Origin of the sequence: Rathayibacter sp. VKM Ac-2927 (assembly GCF_022815525.1) — a bacterium.
Lineage (GTDB): Bacteria > Actinomycetota > Actinomycetes > Actinomycetales > Microbacteriaceae > Rathayibacter > Rathayibacter festucae.
Genome location: NZ_JALGRT010000008.1, coordinates 216977 through 237152 on the forward strand (window position 1 = coordinate 216977; position 20176 = coordinate 237152).

The following is a 20176-nucleotide window of genomic DNA, read 5'->3' on the forward strand; positions in this document are numbered from 1 at the left end:
CTCGCGCAGCGCGTCAGGGGGTGCGGTCGCCACCAACGGGGGGCGTGCGTCGGAGGGAAGGGGTGCGCTTAGCTGGCGATCGTCGTGGATGACAGCGTTACCACGCCCTGCGACTCCGTCTTCTGATCGCCATCGAAAGGACCCTGCATGTCTCAGCCCTCCTCCGGCACGCCCGGACCCTCCCGCCGCACCGTGACCGCCGCGGCGGCGTGGAGCGCTCCCGTCGCCGCCGCGGTGATCTCCGCGCCCCTCGCGGCCGCTTCGACCGCCGTCCTCTGCGACAGCGAGGTCGACTTCCGGCGGACCAGGAATGCCGGGGGCGACACTGCGACGCTCCTGGCGGTCTCCCCCACGGGCGCGGTGTCGACCGTCCGCATCGCAACGGTGGTCGCTCCGAACACCACGACCGGGACGCAGGGCACGAGCTACAACCTGACTCAGAGCGACCAGGGGTGGGGAGGCGGCACCCGTGACGGCGTGAACACTGAGGTGATGTTCACCTACGGCGTGGGCGGCGCGCTCGTCCTGAACCAGCGCCGCGCAGGTCCGATCGGCGAGCTCCCCAGCCCGGGAGTCGACTCCCAGACCCTGACCTTCCAGTTCTTCGACCCGCAGGGAAACCTCTTCGATCCGGTCGGTCTCCAGCTCGAGTTCATCGACATCACCTCGCAGAAGCGCGTGCCGTGGCCGCAGACTCACTGGGACGCGCTGGGCTTCAGCGTCGCGCCGACCGCGATCCAGAGGGACGGCATCTCCGAGGGCGTCGGTGCCGGCACGATCGCCGACCCGTACCGGCGCGCGACGGAGGACGAGACGACTCTCCCGTTCCTCCGGAGCGACGGCTTCTCCTTCGACGCGTTCCCCTCCGGCAGCACGCTCACCTACACCCAGCACGACGGCCGGCAGGGCTGGCACTCGATCTACCTGAGTGCCCTCCGGTTCCGCTCCGACGTCTGCTGACCCTCCGCGAGATGCCACTTGTGCACGTTTTTCACGGCGTGTCGCGTGCACAAGTGGCATCTCGCGGCGCGCGATGGGACCGTGAGCGACATGGGTGCGGACGAGGTGCGGCTGGTCGAGACGACGGCCGACGACGCGGTGGCGGGGCGGCTGTTCGCCGTGCAGGAGGCGGAGATCATGCGGCGCTACGGCGGCGACGACCCGGGGCCGAGGCCGCCCGCGGACGCGCCGACGCTGCTGCTCCACGTCGGGGTGGACGTCGTCGGCTGCGTCGCACTCGCCGCCGAGGGCGGGATCGGCGAGATCAAGCGGATGTTCGTGGCCGAGTCGGCGCGCGGCCGCGGTTACAGCCGCCTCCTCCTCGCGGGAGTCGAGGAGCTGGCCGTCCGCCACGGCGTGACGCTGCTCCGCCTCGTCACCGGCATCGAGCAGCCCGAGGCGATGGCGCTCTACAGCAGCTCGGGCTACGAGCTCATCCCCGGCTTCGGCTACTGGGGCGACGAGCCGGCGACCCGCTGCTACGCGAAGCGTCTCGCCCCCGCCGAGCCCGCGAGCTGACCCCGGCCGGCGTCAGAGCTTGGCGAGCTTCGCGCGCGCGATCAGGAAGCCGCCGTACATCACGAGGCCGGCGCCGATGACGGTGAGCGCGATGGTCCCGTAGGGCGGGACGTCGAGGAAGCGCAGGGCGCCGTCGAGCCCGGTCGCCCGCCGGGCGTCGCCGGTGATCGCGGCGACGACGAAGAGCCCGCCGGCGATGCCGAGGGCGATCCCCTTCGAGACGTAGCCGGCCGCGCCGAGGATCAGCACGGCCGTGCCGCGCCGCCCCGCGGGGATCCGCACGAGCTTGCGGAAGCCGCGGCGCACGCCGATGGCGACGAAGCCGATCCCGCTGCCGAGGACGATCCCGCCGACCAGCGTCAGCACGATCGCGCCGGCCGGTCGAGCCAGCAGATCGGTGCTGATCGCGCGGATGGTGGCGGAGGAGCTCGTCGACCCGCCGAGCGCGAAGACCAGCGTCGTCCCGGCCAGTGCGAGCGCCGCGAAGCCCTTGCCCGACTCCACGATCCGCCGCCCGAGGCGCTTCGCGCGGCTCGGATCGCTCGAGCGGCTCTGGAAGGAGAGCTGCCAGAGCCCGAGCGCGACGAGCGCGACCAGCGCCGCCCAGACGACGACGAGTCCGGCCGGTGTCTCGGCCAGGCGCGCGATCGCGCCGGAGGGATCCGCCTCCTGCGTCGTCTCGTCCCCGAACGCGACCCGCAGCGAGAGGCCGCCGATCAGCAGGTGCACCACGCCGTTGACGGCGAAGCCGAGGCGCGCGAGGCGCCGGAATCGCCGCGTCCGGACCCCCGAGCGCGGCGTCGGCACGCTCACTGTGGACACCGGACCAGCCTCTCACGCGTCCACCCCTGTCCCCGGGCGCCCCGGCGGCGGTGGAATGGAGTCCTGCCCGCGGTGAACGCGCCGATCGCACCGATCGCTCCTGCCGCGGGCGCCCTCGAGGAAGAAGGACCGCCATGACCACCTGGCTCATCACCGGCTGCTCCACCGGACTCGGCCGCGCGCTCGCGACCGCCGTCCTCGCCCACGGCGACCGCGCCGTCGTCACCGCGCGCGACGTCGACTCCGTCCGCGACATCACCGAGGCGCACCCCGACTCCGCGCTCGCCCTGGCTCTCGACGTCACCGACGACGCGCAGGTCGCCGCCGCGGTCGACGCCGCCGTGGAGCGCTTCGGCGGGATCGACGTGCTCGTCAACAACGCGGGCTACGGCTACCGCGCGGCGGTGGAGGAGGGTGAGGAGGCCGCGGTGCAGCAGCTCTTCGACACCCACCTCTTCGGCACCGTCCGCACGATCAAGGCGGTCCTGCCCGGGATGCGCGAGCGCCGCTCCGGCACCATCGTCAACCTGTCCTCGATCGGCGCGCGCATCTCGCCGGAGGGATCGGGCTACTACGCCGCGGTGAAGGCCGCGATCGAGGCGCTCACCGAGTCGCTGCGCAAGGAGGTCGCACCGCTGGGCATCCGGGCGTTCTCGGTCGAGCCGGGCGGCTTCCGCACCGACTTCGCCGGCCGCTCGCTCACCCAGTCGTCGCAGCCGATCGCGGACTACGCCGAGACGGCGGGCAAGCGCCGCAAGGAGCACGACACCGTGCACGGCACCCAGAAGGGCGACCCGGCGAAGGCCGCGACCGCGCTGATCGAGGCCGTGGAGTCGGCCGCGCCGCCGTCGATCCTGCTGCTCGGCAACGACGCGTCGGACGCCTTCCGCGCGGTGCTCGACGCCCTCCGCTCCGACGTCGACGCGTGGGAGCCGCTCAGTCGCGGCACGGACTTCGCCGACGGGGAGTGACGGGCGGGGCGCCGGCGGGCTCGTGAAGCGGCGTCGCGCGCCAGGAGTCAGGGAGCGTCGCTCTCACAGAGCGCGTGCCTTCTATCCTGCCGGGGTCAGCGGGTCCGTCCCCGCGCGCTCCCTGTCGCTCTCCCGAACGGAACCCCATGCCCCCGCGCCCCTCCGCACCCGCCGGACCCACTCGACGGACCATCGCCGCGAGCGCGGCGTGGAGCCTCCCCGTCGTCAGCGCGGCCGTCGCCGCTCCGCTCGCCGCCGCGTCGCCCGCGTCCTGCCGCAGCACGGCGGTGTTCACGCAGACGAGCGTCGCGAGCAATCCCACGGTGCTCACGGCGGTCGCGCCCGGCGGTGCCGTCTCGACGGTGCGGATCGACTCCGCCCTGGCGGCCGGTACCACCACCGCGACCCAGGGCCGTGACTTCAACCTGGTGCGGGACGGCAACCGATGGGCGTCCGGTGGCAGCCTGTCGGCGGTCTCGGAGGTCGTCGTCCGCAACTACCCCGCCGGTTCGCTGATGCTGAATCAGCGGCGGTCCGGACCGATCACAGAGGATCCGTCGCCCGGGCCCGATGCGCAGACGCTGACCTTCACGTTCGTCGGCCCGGACGGACGATCGTTCGATCCGACCGATGTCCAGCTGTCGATCCAGAACATCACGTCGGACACGAATCCCGGATATCCCTGGCTCCTGAGCTGGTGGTCCACCGTCGGCTTCAGCGTCCGGCCCGCATCGATCTCCTCGACGGCCGGCCATGAGGGAGTCGGCACGGGGACGGCCGAGGATCCTTTCCGGCGCGCCGCGTCCTCGGACGCCGGGATAATCGGCCGAGCCCTGATCGACACCTTCACGTTCGGCGCGTTCCCCTCGGGGAGCACGCTCACCTACAGCCAGCACCAGGGGCACCAGGGCTGGCACGCCAGTGCGCTGGGGGCGCTGAGCTTCGTGTCCTACAACTGCTGACCCTCGCGGTCGGGGCGAATGACGAACCGACGTTCCGCGCCAGAAGTGAGGAGGATTCGTCTTTGCCGAGCGTCGAACCTACGCTGCCGTGTCGGGCAGTCGGTCCTCGCCTGTCCACTCCCTCCTCCGGAACGGATCCGCCATGTCCCCTCTCTCGTCCGACCCGACTCACTCCTCCGGTCCCACCCGTCGCTCCGTCACCGCGGGCGCACTGTGGAGCATCCCCGTGATCAGCGCGGCGGTCGGGGCTCCCCTCGCCGCCGCGTCGATGACTCCGGCCACCCCGGTCTCGCCGCAACCGTGCTCCAGCGTCACGATGTTCACGCTGACGAGCATTGCGAGCAATCCCACGACGCTGATGGCGTCCTCGCCCACCGGGAAGGCGTCGACCGTCCGGATCACCTCCGTCCTGGCCCCCGGCACCACGACCGAGATCGACGGGAAGAGCTACAACCTCACGCAGGACGGCACTGTCTGGTGGGCCGGGGGATCCTCGGACTTCGCCAACGAGGTGCCGCTGCGCTATTTCGAGCCCGGAGTGCTCATCCTGAACCAGCGTCGTGCCGGCGCGGTCTCCACGTCGGACGTCAGGTTCCCGGGGACGCCTGCTCCGGGTCTCGAAGCGCAGACGCTCACCTTCGAGTTCCTCGATGAGGAGGGGAAGCCGTTCGACCCGGTCGACGTCCGGCTCACCGTCCTGAACATCACGTCGGGTGTGGTGAGTGAGACGTCCTACTGGCCTCTGAAGTTCTGGTCGACCGTCGGCTTCAGCGTCACGCCCACCTCGATCTCCTCACGGGGCGGAGCTGCGGGGGTCGGGGCAGGCACGGTCGCCGACCCCTTCCGGCGCGCCACCAACTGGGAGCCGGCTGTCCCACTCACGCCCCGCTACGACACCTTCACGTTCCGCTCGTTCCCCTCGGGCAGCTCGCTCGTCTACAGCCAGCACGGCGGCTACCAGGGCTGGCACAGCAGCGCGATCACGGGGCTCGGCTTCGGCTCCCGCGACTGCTGAGCACGAGTTTCGCGCCAGCGGTGGGGGAGCGTCGCACTCGGGCGATCGCTGCTCCTAACCTGCCGGGGTGGACGCGCCGACGTCCGATCGCACTCCTGCTCTCACGCTCCTGCTCTCACGGAACGGATCCCGCATGCCGCAGCACCGAGCCGACCCGCACGGCCCCACCCGGCGCACCGTCGCCGCGAGCGCCGCGTGGAGCGTCCCCGTCGTCAGCGCGGCGGTCGCGGCCCCGCTCGCCGCCGCCTCGCCCGCCCCGTGCTTCGGCACGACGGTGTTCCCGCCGACGAGCGTCGCGAGCGACCCGACCGTGCTCACGGCGATCTCGCCGGGGGGAGCGGTGTCGACGGTGCGGATCACGTCCGTCCTCGCGCCGGGCACCGCGACCGGGTCGCAGGGCCGGAGCTTCAATCTGACCGGCGAGGGCTCCGTGTGGATCGGGGAGGAGGCCGGTCCGCCGCCGGGCGAGACGGTCGCGCGCGCCGGGGCGCCGGGCGCGTTCGGTCCCGGGACGCTCCTGCTGAACCAGCGTCGTGCCGGGGCGCTCACGGAGACCCCGTCGCCCGGGCCCGACTCGCAGACGCTGACGTTCCGCTTCTTCGGAGCGGACGGGCGGCCGTTCGACCCGCTCGACGTCCGGCTCACCTTCCAGAACATCACGTCGCTCGCGGACTCCTCCCTCCCGTGGGTGGCGAGCTGGTGGACCACCGTCGGCTTCAGCCTCGCCCCCGCCTCGATCTCCGCCCAGGGCCCCGACGCGGGAGTCGGCACGGGCACGGTGGCCGACCCGTTCCGGCGCAGCACCTCCTTCGAGCCCGTCCTCGTCAACGACCCCCGTTTCGACACCTTCGTGTTCGACGTCCTCCCCTCGGGGAGCACGCTCACCGTGAGCCAGCACGACGGTCAGCAGGGCTGGCACGCGATCGCGCTGACCGCGCTGCGCTTCCGCGCCCGCGACTGCTGAGGGCCGCCGCGTCGGCGGAGGCGGAGCAGTCCCCGCGGGCGCTCACCCCTGCACGGCCGTCAGCCGACCGCGGCCGCCTCCGGGTCGGGGATTGCCGCGAGCAGCGCCCGCGTGTACGGGTGCTGCGGCGCCTCGAAGATCTGCGCCGGCGTGCCCGACTCGACGATGCGGCCCTTCTGCATCACGTGCACGGTGTGCGCGAGCATCCGCACCACGGCGAGGTCGTGGCTGATGAACAGATAGCTCAGCCCGAGCTCCCGCTGCAGTTCGGCCAGCAGCGCGAGGATCTGCTCCTGCACAAGGACGTCCAGCGCCGACACCGCCTCGTCCAGCACGACCAGCTCGGGCGAGAGGGCGAGCGCGCGGGCGATCGCCACCCGCTGGAGCTGCCCGCCCGAGAGCTCGCGCGGCAGCTTCTCCGCCACCTCGGGCGGCAGCGCGACCTGCGCGAGGAGCTCGGAGACCCGCCGCCGCCGGCTCTCGCCGTCGCCGACCCGGTGCAGCAGCAGCGGCTCCTCGATGCTGCGGGCCACGGTGTAGCGCGCGTCGAACGAGCTGTACGGGTTCTGGAACACCGGCTGCACGTGCCGGCGGAAGTCCATCAGCTCCTTCCCGCGCAGGTGCGCGACGCTCCGGCCGCGGAACTCGATCGCGCCGGTCGTCGGCTCCTCGAGTCGCAGCACGACCTTCGCCGTCGTCGACTTGCCCGAGCCGGACTCGCCGACGACCGCGACGGTCCGGCCGCGCGGGATGTCGAACGATGAGGACTCGACGGCGGTGAACGGCGACTTGCGCCCGAGGCCCGAGCGCACCGGGTACTGCTTCCCGACCTCGCGGAGCCTCACCAGCGGCTCGACGCCCTCGGACGCGGGCGCGTCCTCGACCAGCCGGGTCGACGCCAGGGTCGGCGCCGCGGCCAGCAGCCGCCGGGTGTACTCGTGCTGCGGAGCGCGCAGGACGGCCGCCGCCTCGCCCTGCTCGACCACCTCGCCGCGGAACAGCACCAGCACCCGGTCGGCGCGCTCGGCCGCGAGGGCGAGGTCGTGCGTGATCAGGATCACCGCGGTCCCCATCTCGGCGGTGAGGCGGGCGAGCTGATCGAGGATTCCGCGCTGCACGGTGACGTCCAGCGCGCTGGTCGGCTCGTCGGCGATGAGCAGCCGCGGGCGGCAGGCGAGGCCGATCGCGATCAGCACCCGCTGGCGCATGCCGCCGGACAGCTCGTGCGGGTACTGCCGCGCGCGCCGGGCCGGCTCGGGGATGCCCACCATCTCGAGCAGCTCGACGACCCGGTCGCGTGCGGCGGCACCCCGGAGGCGCCCGTGCACGAGCAGCGCCTCCGCGATCTGCGCGCCCACCCGCTGCAGCGGATTCAGATTCGACATCGGATCCTGAGGCACCAGCCCGATGCCGGCGCCGCGGATCGCGGTCATCCGCTTCTCCGTCGCCTGCGCGAGGTCCTCGCCCTCGAAGAGGATCGTGCCGGAGGAGATCCTGCCGTTCTCCGGGAGCAGCCGGTTGATGCTCGCGGCGGTCGTCGACTTCCCGGAGCCCGACTCGCCGACGACGGCGATCGTCTCACCCGCGCGCAGATCCAGGTCGAGGTGGCGCACCGCCTCGATCTCGCCGGCCGGAGTGGCGAACGAGATCGAGACGTCGCGGAGGGAGAGCAGCGGATCGGTCACGGGAGCGGCCTCAGACCGCGGCGGTCTCGAGCGCGGGAGCCTCGGTCGCGGAGGCCTCGGTCGCGGGCGCCTCGAGCGACCAGGACGCCTCGATCTCGGCCAGGTCGACGACCTCACCGAACGACCAGGCGATCCCGAACAGCGCGAAATGGTTCCGCTCCGGCGTGAACTCGGCGACGGCGTCGCGCACCACGTAGGTGCCGTAGTCGCGCTGGCCCGCGTCCCGCGCCGTCGATTCGACGCAGATGTTCGTCGTCACTCCGCAGATCACGACGTTGCGGACGCCCATGCCGTTCAGCACCGGCTCGAGGCGGGTGCCGTAGAACGCGCTCGGCCGCGACTTGTCGATCACGATCTCGTCGGGCCGCGCCTCCAGCTCCGGGATGAGCTCGATCTCGTCGGTGCCGGCGCCGAGCGAGTTGGAGGCGATCCGCTCGGCGGCCTTGGCGCCGCGGACCGGTCCGAAGTCGACCATGCCGGGCATGTAGACGTAGCGGGTGAAGATCACCGGCACGCCGGCGGCGCGGGCGTCCCGCACCAGGCGGAGGGTGCCCGGGATGGCGTCGCGCAGCGGCGTGACGTCGATGCCCGAGCGGCCGAGCGAGTCGTCGTTGTCGAAGAAGGCGCGCTGCATGTCGACGACGATGAGCGCGGTGTTCTCGCGGGGGATGGTGGTCATGGCGGTGCTCCTGATCGGTAGAGGTGGGGAGAGCGGGTCAGTTGAAGACGAGCATCCCGTCGGGTCGCGGGCTCCAGTCGAGGCCCTGCGCGACGCCGTAGGTGTAGGTGTCGGTGAAGAGCGGTGCGTAGTAGGTGTTCTCGTCGACGAGCGCGGAGATCTGCGCGAAGTCGTCGGCGCGCGCGGTCTCGTCGGCCTCGCCGGTCTCGGCGGCGAGCAGCTCGTCGATCGCGGGGTCGGAGACGTAGCCCTGACCGCCGGTCTTGAGCAGCATGGTCAGCGGCAGGTCGGCGTCCATCACCGAGGGGGCGAAGGCGTAGAGGTAGAGACCGGGCAGCGAGGCCGAGAACCAGGTGCCGCTGAAGGTGTTCGCCTCCTGGCCGTCGAGCTCGATGGTGAGCCCGACGTCCTCGAGCTGGCTCGCGATCGCCTGCGCGATCTGGTCGATCTGCGGCAGGCCGTTGGTCGGGTAGGACAGCGTGATCGGGCTGCCGTCGTAGCCCGAGGCCGTGATCAGCTCGCGGGCCGCGTCGGCGTCGGTCTCGGTCGCGGGGAGCGCCTCGTCGTAGCCGAAGGAGACGGGGGCGATCAGCTGGCCGGTCGGGGTGACCGCTCCGCCCAGGAGGTCGTCGCTGATCGCGGTGCGGTCGATGGCGAGGTCGACGGCCTCGCGCACCGCAGGATCGGAGAGCCAGGGCGCCGTCGCGTTGAAGCCGGTGTAGAGCACGCGGTTCGACTCCTGCTCGACGACGTCGACCGTGCCGGAGCCCTCGACCGCGGCGACGTTGGAGGGACCGAGCAGCGCCAGGTCGAGGTCGCCGGACTGGACCGAGTTGGCCCGGGTCGTCTCGTCCGGCACCGGCTGGAAGACGACCTCCTCGTAGGCGCCCTTCTCGCCCCAGTAGTCGTCGTTGCGCTCGAGCGTGATCGAGTCGCCGTTCACCCAGGAGGCGACGGAGTACGGGCCCGAGCCGACCGGTGCCTTCGCGAACGCGGCCGCCCCTTCGGCCTCGTAGACCGCCTTCGGGATGATCGGGACGAGCGTGACCTGGCGGTCGAAGGGCGCGAACGGCGTGTTCAGCGTGAAGGTGACCTCGTCCTCGCCGGTCGCGACGACCGACTCGACCGCCGAGAGGTAGCCGCCGAGGTTCGACGCCGGATCGCTCATCGCCGTCTCGTAGGTGAAGACCACGTCCTCGGCCGTGACGTCCGTGCCGTCCTGCCAGGCGGCGTCGTCGCGCAGGGTGAAGACCCAGCTGGTCAGCGAGTCGTCGTGGGTCCAGCCCGAGGCGAGCCGCGGCGAGACGCTGCCGTCGGCGTCCACCTGGGCGAGCTGGTCGAAGACGTTGTAGAAGATGTTCAGCGCCGGCAGCTGGGTGTCGTAGAGCGGATCGAGCGAGGACGGCTCGCCGGTCAGCGCGACGGTGATGCTCGTGGTGTCGGCGGCCGAGGCGGAGCCGTCGTCGAAGCTCGCGCAGCCGCCGAGGGCGAGCGTCGCGGCGCCGACGAGCGCGACGGCGCCGACGGCACGACGGCCGCGGCGGGATCGGCCGAGGCGGCGGGAGGAGGAAGGGGTCACGGGGAGGCCTTTCGGGAGAGTGCGAAGCGGGGGGAAGGCGGGGAGGGGGCACTCAGCGGCGCGGGCGCGCGCCCTGGGAGACGAACTGGATCCCGCCGATGACGAAGAGGATCATCAGCGCGGGCAGGAGGGTGAGCGCGGCGTCGGTCTGCAGGTACTTCTGGCCCTCGTTGATCATCAGACCGAGGCTCGGCGTGGGCGGCTGGATGCCCAGGCCGAGGAAGCTCAGCGACGACTCGATGGTGATCACGACGCCGATCTCGAACGCCGCGAGGATCAGCACCTGCGGCAGCACGTTCGGCAGCAGGTGCTTGCGCACGATCCACCAGCCGCTGCCGCCCGCGGCCGTCACCGACGAGACGAAGTCGCGCTCGCGCAGCGACACCGCGAGGGAGCGGGTCACCCGTCCGTAGCCGACCCAGTTGGTCAGGCCCAGGAGGGTCACCAGCAGCAGCGGGCTCGAGCCGAGAGCGGCGACGAGCACGATCAGCAGCAGCACGACGGGGATCGCCAGCTGCACATCGCCGACCGCCATCAGGACGCCGTCGAGGCGGCCGCGCCGCCAGCCGGCCAGCAGCCCGACCGCGAGACCGACGGCCGCGCTGATCGCGACGGCCCCGAGCGCGACCAGCAGCGAGACGCGCGTCGCGACCGCCAGGCGGCTGAGGGTGTCGCGGCCGAGCGCGTCGGTCCCGAGCAGGTGCGCCGGGTCGGCGAACGGGGCGGCCCTGCTGCCCGCGAGGTCCTGCGAGTACGGGTCGAAGGCGGGGAGGAAGGGCACCACGATCACGACGAGCGCCACGACGGCGAGCATCACGACGGCGACGGCGACGGAGGGCCCCGGGAGGCGGGCGGCGGCGAGCTGCCATCGGGTCCGGGTCCGGATCATGTCGGTGGTCACGACAGTGCTCCCTTCACGACAGTGCCGTTCACGACAGCCGTACTCTCGGGTCGAGCACGGCGTAGAGCAGATCGACGACCAGGTTGATCACGATGAAGAGCAGGGCGATGACGACGACGCCGGCCTGGACGATCGGGTAGTCGCGCTGGGTGACCCCCTGCACGATCAGGCGGCCGAGACCCGGCCAGTTGAAGACCGTCTCGAGCACGACCAGGCCGCCGACGAGCACGCCGAGGTTGATGCCCGCGACCGTGATGATCGGCAGCAGTGCATTCGGGAGCATGTGCCGCAGCACGATCCGCGACCGCGGCACCCCCTTGGCGCGCGCCGTCCGGACGAAGTCGAGCGAGCGGCTCTCGTCGAAGGAGGCGTTGAAGAGCCGGAGGTAGAGCGCCACCTCGAAGGTGGCGATGGTGATCACCGGGATCACGTAGCTGGCGTACGAGGTGCGGCCGAGGGCGGGCAGCAGTCCGAGCCCGACCGAGAACACCAGGATCATCAGGATCCCGAAGAGGTACGGCGGGATCGCCTGCCGCAGCGTCGCCGCCCAGAGCATCACCGTGCGCAGTCGGCGGTCGCCCGTGACCTCGGCGAGCACGGCGAGCCCGGTCGCCAGCACGATCCCGATCACGAACGAGGAGATCGCGAGCTCGAGCGTCGCCGGCAGCCGGTCGAGCACCAGGGCGAGGGCGGGCTGCCCCTGCCGGATCGACTCGCCCAGATCGCCGCGCACCACGTCGCCGAGGAAGCCGAGGTACTGCGCGAGCAGCGGCCGGTCGAGTCCGAGGGCCCGCCGCACGTCCGCGACGTCCTCGGCGGTCGCCTGGTCGGGCAGCATCAGCCGCACCGGGTCGCCGGTCATCCGGGCCAGGACGAACGCGAACGTCAGCACCGCGAGCACCGTCACGACCGCCCGGAACGCGCGCCGGCCGAGGAAGCGCACCATGCCGTCACCCCCTGTCCTCCTGCTCAGCCCGGACGGATCGCCGGTGAGTCAGGAGCGTAGGAGCCGCTCCGGTCCGCGCTGATTGCGGGGGCGTGAAGCTTGGATTGCGCGACCGCCGCCCGCGCCACCGCAGGGATCGGCCCCCTGTCCGCCACCCGCTGTTCCCCTCCCGCGAGATGCCACTTGTGCGCAGGACACGCCGGTGGAGGTGCTCACAAGTGGCATCTCGCGGAGGGGAGCAGTGGCGGAATCGGGCGTGGATCGGCGTCGTCGTGCGGATCGGCACACCAGCGACCGGCGCAATCGGGATTCAACAATCGGCTGTCAGGATCGTGCCTCGACGGCGGGTCTCCGCCCTGCCCGCTCCCTCCGGAAGGACACCCGCGCCATGACCCTCGAGACCTACTCGCCGGACCCGCAGCTGCTCCGGCAGGCCTTCTCGCACTTCCCCTCCGGCGTCGCCGCCTTCGCCGCGGAGGTGGACGGCACGCTCGAGGGCATGGTGGCCTCCTCGTTCAGCGTCGGCGTCTCGATGGACCCGCCGCTGGTGATGTTCGCCATCCAGAACTCGTCGACCACCTGGCCGGTGCTGCGCGGGGCGGGCCGCGTCGGCGTCTCGGTGATGGGAGCCGGCCACAGTGTCGCCGCGCGCCAGCTCGCCTCCCGCAACAAGGCCGGCCGCTTCGAGGGCCTCGAGATCGAGCGGAGCGAGGCCGGTGCCGTCTTCGTGCACGGCTCACCGCTCTGGCTGGAGTGCTCGATCCACGGGGAGATCCCCGCCGGCGACCACCACGTGGTCCTCCTCGAGGTGACGGCGCTGCACAACGACGCGACGATCGAGCCGCTGGTCTTCCACGGCTCGGCCTTCCGGCACCTGCGCTCGGTCGCCTGACGGCGGCCGCGGAACGGGCTCAGACGCCCCAGTTCATGAAGGGCGCGCGCAGGCTCGAGACGGTGACCTGATCCTCCGCGAGCGCCGCCACCCAGTTGGTCAGCTCGAAGTCCTCGGTGGTGCCGACGGTCGTCGTGTCGAAGGAGAAGAAGCTGAGCGAGCCGTCGGTCGTGCTCTCCGGGTGCTCGGCAGCCACCTCGGCCGCGGCATCGCCGACCGCGACTCCGCCCAGCGTGCTGATCGCGACGCCGTCGACGGCGGGCGCGGTCGCCTCGACCAGGATGTCCGGCTCGGGGTAGGTGAGCTCCGGCCCGCCGGCGTCGTAGACGTCGGTGTCCCGGAGGACGAAGCCCGGCCAGGTGTAGGCGCGGCTGCGGTAGCCCTCGTAGGGGATGTCGTCGGACTCGGTCGGCTCGCTGCCGAACGCCTCGGTCAGCGCCGCGACCGCGCCGGTGCCGTCGCGGTAGGCCCAGGCGCCCAGCTGTGCGCCGGTGGCGTCCACCAGCGAGAACGAGGTCGGCCCGATCAGCAGGCTCGCGGCGGCCGCGGGCGTCGCGGTCGGCGCGGGGGTCGCGGTGGGGGCCGGCGTCGCGGTGACGGTCGCGGTGGCGGTGGCGGTCACCGTCGCGGCCGGCTGCGCGACGGGCTCGTCGGAGGAGACGCAGCCGCTCAGAACCGTCCCGACGCCGAGGGCGAGGGCGGTGCCGGCGACGGCGGTGCGCAGGAGCGAGCGGGATGGGACGGGCATGGCGGACCCCCGGAGAAGCGGACGACGGGGGTCGCGGATCGTCCCCCACTGCCCATCCTCGCGTGCGGGGGGCGGCGAGCGGGTAACGATCCGCTCTCCTGCGCTCGGGCTAGCAGGCGACGGTGTCCGAGAGCGGCTGCGCGTCCGCGTCGACACGCTCGAACTCGACGCGCTGGATGCGGTTCACCGCGACCACGCTGTACTGCTCGGGCCCGCGCGCGACCGGCAGGAACTGCCGCGTCTCCAGGTCGTGGGCGAGCTTGTGGCGATCACCGTGGAACGTGCAGGCGTGCGCCCTCTGCTCGGGATCGTCGACCAGGTACAGCACCAGCTGGAGAACGGGCATCGCTTCCCTTCGGGATGACGTGAACGGAGCCTGCGCCCAGCGTGCCAGGAGCGGTCACACCCCTGCGCCCGTTCTCAGTCATCCGCGGACCCCCCTTCTGCGGGAACCGTCGGGCTCACCCCGCCGGGCGGAGTCGCACGGCGGGCAGCGCGGCCAGTGCGCCGACCGCCGCCGCGCAGGCTGCCGCCGAGAGGGCGAAGACCAGCGGCAGGGCGAGCGCGTACGCCTCCGCCTCGGCCGCGCCGGCCGAGACGAGCGCCGTGAGTCGAGCGGACAGCGCCGCACCGTAGCCCACCAGCCCGACGGTGCCGCCGAGGGTGAAGAAGAAGACGATCGCGGCGCTCAGCGAGCCGGTCCGGCCGGCGGGCGCGACGGTCTGCGCCGCGAGCACCAGGTTCTGCAGCGTGATGCCGAGGCCGGCCGAGAGCAGCAGAGCCCCGGTGAGCGCGAGCGGCAGCGGGGCGAGCGGCGCGAGGGCGAGGGCGACGTTGCCGAGCAGCATCGCGCCCGCGGCCAGCAGCAGCACGCCCTTCACCCGGCCGCGGCGCGTGACGGCGCGGCCGGCGGTGAACGACGCGATCACCGCGCCGACCGCCATCGGAGCGAGCAGCAGACCGGCGGGCGCGGGATCCATCCCGAGCCCGAGCTGCAGGTACTGGGTGACGAAGACCGAGCCGCCGAAGAGCGTCGAGCCGAGCAGGAAGGCGGCGACCGCGCAGACCAGGGGGACCCGCGCCACGAGCAGCCGCAGCGGGATGATCGGAGCGGCCACCCGCAGCTCGACGAGCACGAGCGCGACCAGCGCGAGCGCGCCGAAGCCGCCGAAGCCCAGCAGCGCGACCGCCCTCGAGCCCCCGCCGCCCGATCCCTCGCCCAGCAGCGTCAGCGCGATCAGCGCCGCGGGAACTCCGGTCGCGATCAGCAGCGCCCCGGCGTAGTCCGTGCGTCCGCCGCGTGGCGTGACCGGCAGCCGCACGTGCAGCGAGGCGGTCAGCACCACGAACGAGGCGACGGCCAACGGCAGGGCCACCACGAAGCACCAGCGCCAGCCGAGCGCTTGCACGACGACCCCGCCGACGATCGGGCCGAGGATGGTCGCCGAGGTCTGCAGGGCCTGGAGCGACCCGTTCACCCGGCCGCGCTCGCGCAGCGGCACCAGCAGGGCGACGGCGGCCATCGACACCGCGGCGGTCCCGCCCAGACCGATGCCCTGCAGCGCCCGTGCGGCGAGCAGCACCGCCGTCGAGGGGGCGAGCGCGGCGAGGACCGAGCCGGCGACGAAGACGCCGATCGCGGCCTGGAGGATCCGCTTCGGCGCGACGAGATCCGCGAGCCGGCCCCAGAGCGGAGTGGTCGCGGTGTTGCCGAGGATCGTCGCCGCGACCAGCCAGGTCGAGAGCGCGGCCGCGCCCTCCAGCGAGCGCATCACGGTGGGGACGCTCGTGGCGACGATGGTCGCGGAGAGCCCGGCGACGAACTGCGAGAGCATCAGGCCGGTCAGCGGCCAGCGGACGCCGCCCGTCACGACCTCACGCCGGTCACGCCGGTCACGCCGTCACGCCGGCACCGGAGCGCCCACCGCGGCGAGCACGGCCGCGGTGAACTCCCGCGGCGCCCGCGCCGGGAACTGCCCGCTCACCGGCATCTCGACGACCCGGGTCCCGGGCATCCGGCTGAACTCGATCGGCACGTCGAGCGTCATCCGCGCCCACGGCGGCTGCAGCACGGTGAGCTCGACGCCCGCCTCGACCAGCGCCAGGTTGTCCGCCCAGGTCTTCGCGCGGCCGCGGAACACCGCCGGATAGATCGAGTTGTAGCGCTCGAGGTTGCCGAGGGTGTCCGCGACGCAGCCGGCCAGCGCCCGCGGGTCCTCAGTGCCGTAGAGGCCGACGTTCTTGTCCCAGAGGTAGCGCAGCACGGCGCCGTCGGCCGTGACCGGCAGCTCGGGCGCCCAGTTCTGCGCCCAGTGCTCCATCGCCGCGGGCTCCGGCTCCTCGAGGGCGTAGAGCACAGCCCGCCGCACCCGGCCGGTGCCGAGCAGCGCGATCGCGATCGCCGTCGCGAGCGAGCTGCCCGTCTTCATCCCGACGGGGACGAACTCGCCGACCCCCAGCGCGTCCAGGCCCTGCACCAGGATCCGGGCGTACTCGGCGAGCGGCTGGTCGGCGGGCGCCGAGTCGCTCTGGCCGAAGCCGGGGGTGTCGAAGGCGATCGTCGTCGCGTGTGCGCCGAGTGCGTCCAGCACCGGCTCGTAGACGGCGGAGGTGCGCGGCGACTCGTGCAGCAGCACGATCGCCGGTCCGCCCGAGCCGCTCCTGCGGTAGTGCAGCTGACCCCAGTCGGTGTCGACGTATCCGCGCATGGTGGTTCTCCTCGAAACAGGGATGGGAAGGAAGGACGGGGGCTCAGAACTCGAGCAGGTTGTCGCGCAGCTGGTCGAACGAGTACTCGCGCCGGGTCAGCCCGCGGCGCTGCAGCTCGGGCACCAGGCCGTCGCAGATCTCGGCGATGAAGCGCCGGGTGACGCCGCTGGTCGAGATCAGGAAGCCGTCGCCGCCGGCGACGCGCATCATCTCCTCGAGCTGGTCGGCGACCGACTCGGGGGTGCCGGCGATCACCGGCCCGTTGCCGACCCCGCGCGAGACGACCGCCTCGCGGAGCGTCCGCGTCGCGTTGCGGGTGACGAAGTCGGTGAGCTGCTGCGTGCCGTTGGTGCGCAGATCGAGCGAGCCGAGCGGCACGTCCAGCGGCACCTGCGCGAAGTCGATGTCGGTGGACTTCGCCATCGCGGCCAGGTGCACCTCGATGTTCTCGGCGATGTCGTCGCGGCGCAGGCGCACCCGCTCCTGCGCCTCCGCCTCGGTCGACCCGACGATCGGCCCGACCCCGAAGAGCACCTTGATGTCGTCCGGGTCCCGCCCGAAGGAGAGCGCCGCGGCGCGCACCTTGTCGCGGTAGGACTTCATGCCCTCGGCCGTCGCGTGGATCGCGACGATGGTGTCGGCGTACTTCGCCGCGAAGGCGATGCCGCGGGGCGAGCCGCCGGCCTGCGAGATCACCGGACGGCCCTGCGGCAGCGGGCCGGTGTTCAGCGGTCCGCGGGTCGAGTAGTGGCTGCCGCGGTAGTCCGCCCGGCGGACCTTGGTGTGGTCGGCCCAGTAGCCGGTGGCGGGATCGGCGACCACGGCGTCCGGCTCCCAGGTGTCCCAGAGTGCGATGGCGGCCTTCAGGAAGTCCTCGGCGACGTCGTAGCGCGAGTCGTGCTCGCCCATCCCGTCGAAGCCGTAGTTCTGCAGCGCGCGGTCGGAGGTGCCGGTCACCACGTTCACGCCCATCCGCCCGCCGGAGATCTGGTCGATCGAGGCCGACAGCCGGGCCAGCATGTAGGGGTGGTAGGCGAAGGTGCCGGCCGTCGCGATGATCCCGAGCTTCTCGGTGGCCTGCGCGAGCAGGGTCGCGGTGACCATCGGATCCTGCCGCGGGGTCTGGAAGGCGTGCTTGAGGTAGAGCTCCATCGAGTCGCCGTAGCGGTCGCCGACGAAGGTGTTGTCCTCGATCAGCACGTAGTCGAAGCGGGCCCGCTCCATCGCCCGCGCGAGGTCGACGAAGATCTCGGCCTGCTGCCACTGCGTGCCGATCGCGCCGGAGAACTCCTGCCCCCAGGCGGGGACGGAGGTGCCGTTGAGGAACCAGCCGAGGTGGAACGGCGCGACCATCAGAACGCCGCCAGGTTCGCCTTGAAGGTGGGCTCGTCGTACGAGGTGCGGATCAGGCCGCGGCGGCGCAGGGCCGGCGCGAGTCCGCTCGCGATCTCGTCGATGTAGCGGCGCGAGTGCGTGCGCACCGGCTCGCCGCGGACGAGGAACCCGTCGCCGCCGACGGCGTCGACGACCTCCTCCATCTGCTCGGCGACCGAGTCGGGCGTGCCGACGAGCTTCACGGACTCCGAGGACTGGCCGGTGAGCGCCTCGCGGATGGTCTTGCCCGCCGCGCGCTTCTTGAACGCCGCGAGCCCCGACTGGTGGCCGTTGGTCGACACGTCGTCGGGCAGCGGCTGGTCGAGGTCGAACTGCTTGAAGTCGACCTCGGTGGTGATCGACATGATGCCCAGCAGGGTCTCGATCTGGTCCTGCGAGAGCTCGTAGCGGCGGCGGGCCAGCTCCTCGGCGTCGGCCTGCGTCTCGCCGAGGACCGGCTGGATGATGTACATCACCTTCACGTCGTCCGGATTCCGGCCGTGCCCGGCGGCGCGGGCGCGGATGTCGTCGCGGTACTCCTTCATCCCGTCGACGCCACTGGGCTGGGAGAGCAGCACGTTCGAGTGCTTGGCGGCGAAGTCGCGACCGGCGGGGGAGCCGCCCGCCTGGCAGAGCACCGGGTGGCCCTGCGGCCCGGCCGGCAGGTTCAGCGGGCCGCGGACCTTGAAGTACTTCCCCTCGTGGTGGATGGGGTGGACCTTGGTGTGGTCCGCGAGCACGCCGGTCTCGCGGTCGGCGATGATCGCGCCGGGCTCCCACGAGTCCCACAGCGCCTTGACGACGGTGACGTACTCCTCGGCCATCGCGTAGCGCTCGTCGTGCGGCAGCAGGTGGTCGAGGCCGTAGTTCTGCCCGGCGAGGTCCTCGGAGGAGGTGACCACGTTCCAGCCGACGCGGCCGCGGGTGAGGTGGTCCATCGTCGCCATCGTCCGGGCGAGGATGAAGGGCGGGTAGAAGCTGGTCGACATCGTCGCGATGAAGCCCATCTTCGAGGTGTGCTGCGCGAGCACCGGCAGCAGCGGCACCGGGTCGCCCTTGGGCGAGTGCAAGCCGTGCTTGAGGTCGTTCTCGGTCGAGCCGCCGTAGGTGTCCGAGACGAGCGTCGAGTCCTCGAACATCATGAAGTCGAAGCCGGCCCGCTCGAGCTGGCGCGCCATGTCGATGTAGTAGTCGCCGTTCAGCCACGTCATCGGGGTGTCGGCCGCCCACGGGCTCTTCCACGCGGGCGTCTTGAACGGGGTGAACCAGGCGAGGTGGAACGGTGTGACCATCGGGCGGTCTCCTTCGAGGTCGTGGGTGGATGCGGTGCTGCCGCGGTGCCGCGGTGCCGCGGTGCTGGGCTTCTGGGCTTCTGCCGTCAGTCCACAGGGCGGAGATTTCGCCGCGGGAGCGGCGGGGTGCCGATCTGATTGCGCGCGGCTCCGGGCTCGCGATCGGGCTCTGATCAGGACTTCTCGCCGTCGGCTGCCGCCAATACGCGGGTCCGGGCCTCGCCGCCGGAGTCGCTCGCGCGGCGCTCACAGCCCTATCCGCCGCTCCGTCCGTCGCGGCGACCGGATCCATCGGTCGCGAACGGCGGCCCAGTGAGCCGGCGCACGACCGTTCGTGCCGGATCGATCCGGGGGAAGGGGCGCGGGGGCGCGAGAGCGCGCGGCGCTCAGACGGCGGCGGCGGCCTGCTCGGTGGACCAGGCGGCCGCCGCGGCGAGCTCGTCGGGGTCGACGGGCGCAGCCGCGGCGCCCCCGGGCTGGGCGGCGAGCCACTCCCGGGTGGCGACCGGCACGGCGTGCTTGTAGTCGCTCGTGACCGTCGTGTAGAGCGAGCCGCCGAGGCGGGCGACGGGGCGGTACTTCGCCACGTCGATCCGCCCGCGCTCGTCGAGCACGGAGTCGTCCGCGTGCACCGCGAGCACCTGGCCGAAGACCACGTGCGCGTCGTAGACCTCGGTCTCGCGCAGCAGCACGCACTCGAGCGCGACCTTCGCCACCGCCAGGCGCTTCGGTGCGATCCGCACCGAGTCGGTCAGCTCGAGGCCCAGCAGCGCCGCCTCGTCGACGGACGGCGGGGTGATCGCGGCGGTCGCCGTCTGCACCTCGGCCTGGCCCTCGGTGACCAGGTTGACCACGAACTCGCCCGTGGCGCGGATGTTCTCGTGCGAGTCCTTCTCCCCGGTGAACGAGATCATCAGCGTCGGCGGGTCCATCGTCACGAGGGTGAAGTACGAGAACGGGGCAAGGTTGCCCACGCCGTCCGCGCTCTCGGTGCCGATCCAGGCGATCGGCCGCGGCACCACCGCGTTCTTGACCATCCAGGTGAAGTCGTGGCTGCTGCCGGTGTCGTCGGCGAGGTACATGCGGGCTCCTCTTTCTCTGCTCGTCTCTCCGATCGGC

Annotated in this window: 20 protein-coding genes; 7 read left to right on the plus strand and 13 right to left on the minus strand. The window is 72.3% G+C overall.

The window, feature by feature from the left end:
• Nucleotides 1-147 precede the first annotated feature (147 nt).
• On the plus strand, nucleotides 148-960 hold the full coding sequence (locus MT353_RS20160; RefSeq protein ID WP_243600355.1) for a hypothetical protein: 813 nt from the start codon (nucleotides 148-150) through the stop codon (nucleotides 958-960).
• Nucleotides 961-1050: 90 nt separating this feature from the next.
• Nucleotides 1051-1518, plus strand: a complete 468-nt coding sequence (locus tag MT353_RS20165) for a GNAT family N-acetyltransferase (RefSeq protein WP_243600599.1) — start codon at nucleotides 1051-1053, stop codon at nucleotides 1516-1518.
• A 12-nt stretch (nucleotides 1519-1530) separates the two neighbouring features.
• On the opposite strand, the gene MT353_RS22090 is transcribed toward MT353_RS20165, so the two are convergent.
• Nucleotides 1531-2340 (minus strand): DUF1206 domain-containing protein, encoded by an 810-nt coding sequence (locus MT353_RS22090; protein ID WP_173287283.1) that lies wholly within the window; start codon nucleotides 2338-2340, stop codon nucleotides 1531-1533.
• A 134-nt stretch (nucleotides 2341-2474) separates the two neighbouring features.
• Here MT353_RS22090 and MT353_RS20175 point away from each other — a divergent pair, with 134 nt between their 5' ends.
• The 4 genes from MT353_RS20175 to MT353_RS20190 all read left to right on the plus strand — a co-directional run bounded on the left by MT353_RS20175 (nucleotide 2475) and on the right by MT353_RS20190 (nucleotide 6252).
• The gene (locus MT353_RS20175; protein WP_243600356.1) at nucleotides 2475-3311 is read left to right on the plus strand and encodes an oxidoreductase; all 837 of its coding nucleotides are present in this window, start codon (nucleotides 2475-2477) and stop codon (nucleotides 3309-3311) included.
• A 146-nt stretch (nucleotides 3312-3457) separates the two neighbouring features.
• The gene (locus MT353_RS20180; protein ID WP_243600357.1) at nucleotides 3458-4273 is read left to right on the plus strand and encodes a hypothetical protein; all 816 of its coding nucleotides are present in this window, start codon (nucleotides 3458-3460) and stop codon (nucleotides 4271-4273) included.
• 142 nt (nucleotides 4274-4415) lie between these two features.
• The gene (locus MT353_RS20185) at nucleotides 4416-5288 is read left to right on the plus strand and encodes a hypothetical protein (protein WP_243625730.1); all 873 of its coding nucleotides are present in this window, start codon (nucleotides 4416-4418) and stop codon (nucleotides 5286-5288) included.
• Nucleotides 5289-5421: 133 nt separating this feature from the next.
• Complete coding sequence (locus MT353_RS20190; protein ID WP_243625731.1) at nucleotides 5422-6252, plus strand: hypothetical protein; 831 nt, start codon at nucleotides 5422-5424, stop codon at nucleotides 6250-6252.
• A gap of 59 nt (nucleotides 6253-6311) precedes the next feature.
• Here MT353_RS20190 and MT353_RS20195 read toward each other — a convergent pair whose 3' ends face one another.
• From MT353_RS20195 to MT353_RS20215, 5 genes are read right to left on the minus strand one after another with little or no spacing between them, the layout of a single operon-like run.
• A complete protein-coding gene (locus MT353_RS20195) occupies nucleotides 6312-7937 on the minus strand; it encodes an ABC transporter ATP-binding protein (protein ID WP_243625732.1) in 1626 nt (541 codons plus the stop codon).
• 10 nt (nucleotides 7938-7947) lie between these two features.
• A complete protein-coding gene (locus tag MT353_RS20200; protein WP_243625733.1) occupies nucleotides 7948-8616 on the minus strand; it encodes a cysteine hydrolase family protein in 669 nt (222 codons plus the stop codon).
• Between the two features lie 37 nt (nucleotides 8617-8653).
• Complete coding sequence (locus tag MT353_RS20205) at nucleotides 8654-10195, minus strand: ABC transporter substrate-binding protein (protein ID WP_243625734.1); 1542 nt, start codon at nucleotides 10193-10195, stop codon at nucleotides 8654-8656.
• Between the two features lie 52 nt (nucleotides 10196-10247).
• The gene (locus MT353_RS20210; protein WP_243625735.1) at nucleotides 10248-11096 is read right to left on the minus strand and encodes an ABC transporter permease; all 849 of its coding nucleotides are present in this window, start codon (nucleotides 11094-11096) and stop codon (nucleotides 10248-10250) included.
• Nucleotides 11097-11124: 28 nt separating this feature from the next.
• On the minus strand, nucleotides 11125-12042 hold the full coding sequence (locus MT353_RS20215) for an ABC transporter permease (protein WP_243625736.1): 918 nt from the start codon (nucleotides 12040-12042) through the stop codon (nucleotides 11125-11127).
• A gap of 388 nt (nucleotides 12043-12430) precedes the next feature.
• Between MT353_RS20215 and MT353_RS20220 the strand changes: the two genes are divergently transcribed.
• Nucleotides 12431-12934: a flavin reductase family protein gene (locus tag MT353_RS20220; protein ID WP_243625737.1), complete on the plus strand. Its 504-nt coding sequence runs from the start codon at nucleotides 12431-12433 to the stop codon at nucleotides 12932-12934.
• 19 nt (nucleotides 12935-12953) lie between these two features.
• Here MT353_RS20220 and MT353_RS20225 read toward each other — a convergent pair whose 3' ends face one another.
• The 7 genes from MT353_RS20225 to MT353_RS20255 all read right to left on the minus strand — a co-directional run bounded on the left by MT353_RS20225 (nucleotide 12954) and on the right by MT353_RS20255 (nucleotide 20139).
• Entirely contained in the window at nucleotides 12954-13682 is a 729-nt protein-coding gene (locus tag MT353_RS20225) for a hypothetical protein (RefSeq protein WP_243625738.1), read from the minus strand.
• Nucleotides 13683-13791: 109 nt separating this feature from the next.
• Nucleotides 13792-14028, minus strand: a complete 237-nt coding sequence (locus MT353_RS20230) for a hypothetical protein (protein ID WP_123444746.1) — start codon at nucleotides 14026-14028, stop codon at nucleotides 13792-13794.
• Between the two features lie 115 nt (nucleotides 14029-14143).
• Nucleotides 14144-15553 (minus strand): MFS transporter, encoded by a 1410-nt coding sequence (locus MT353_RS20235; protein ID WP_243625739.1) that lies wholly within the window; start codon nucleotides 15551-15553, stop codon nucleotides 14144-14146.
• Between the two features lie 30 nt (nucleotides 15554-15583).
• Nucleotides 15584-16390 carry an alpha/beta fold hydrolase gene (locus tag MT353_RS20240; protein WP_243625740.1) on the minus strand — a complete coding sequence of 269 codons (807 nt, stop codon included), beginning with the start codon at nucleotides 16388-16390 and terminating at the stop codon, nucleotides 15584-15586.
• Between the two features lie 43 nt (nucleotides 16391-16433).
• On the minus strand, nucleotides 16434-17744 hold the full coding sequence (locus MT353_RS20245) for an NtaA/DmoA family FMN-dependent monooxygenase (RefSeq protein WP_123444750.1): 1311 nt from the start codon (nucleotides 17742-17744) through the stop codon (nucleotides 16434-16436).
• The gene (locus tag MT353_RS20250) at nucleotides 17744-19057 is read right to left on the minus strand and encodes an NtaA/DmoA family FMN-dependent monooxygenase (RefSeq protein WP_123734796.1); all 1314 of its coding nucleotides are present in this window, start codon (nucleotides 19055-19057) and stop codon (nucleotides 17744-17746) included. The genes MT353_RS20245 and MT353_RS20250 overlap by 1 nt, the downstream gene beginning before the upstream one ends.
• A gap of 386 nt (nucleotides 19058-19443) precedes the next feature.
• Nucleotides 19444-20139: a flavin reductase family protein gene (locus MT353_RS20255; protein ID WP_243625741.1), complete on the minus strand. Its 696-nt coding sequence runs from the start codon at nucleotides 20137-20139 to the stop codon at nucleotides 19444-19446.
• Nucleotides 20140-20176: the final 37 nt, after the last annotated feature.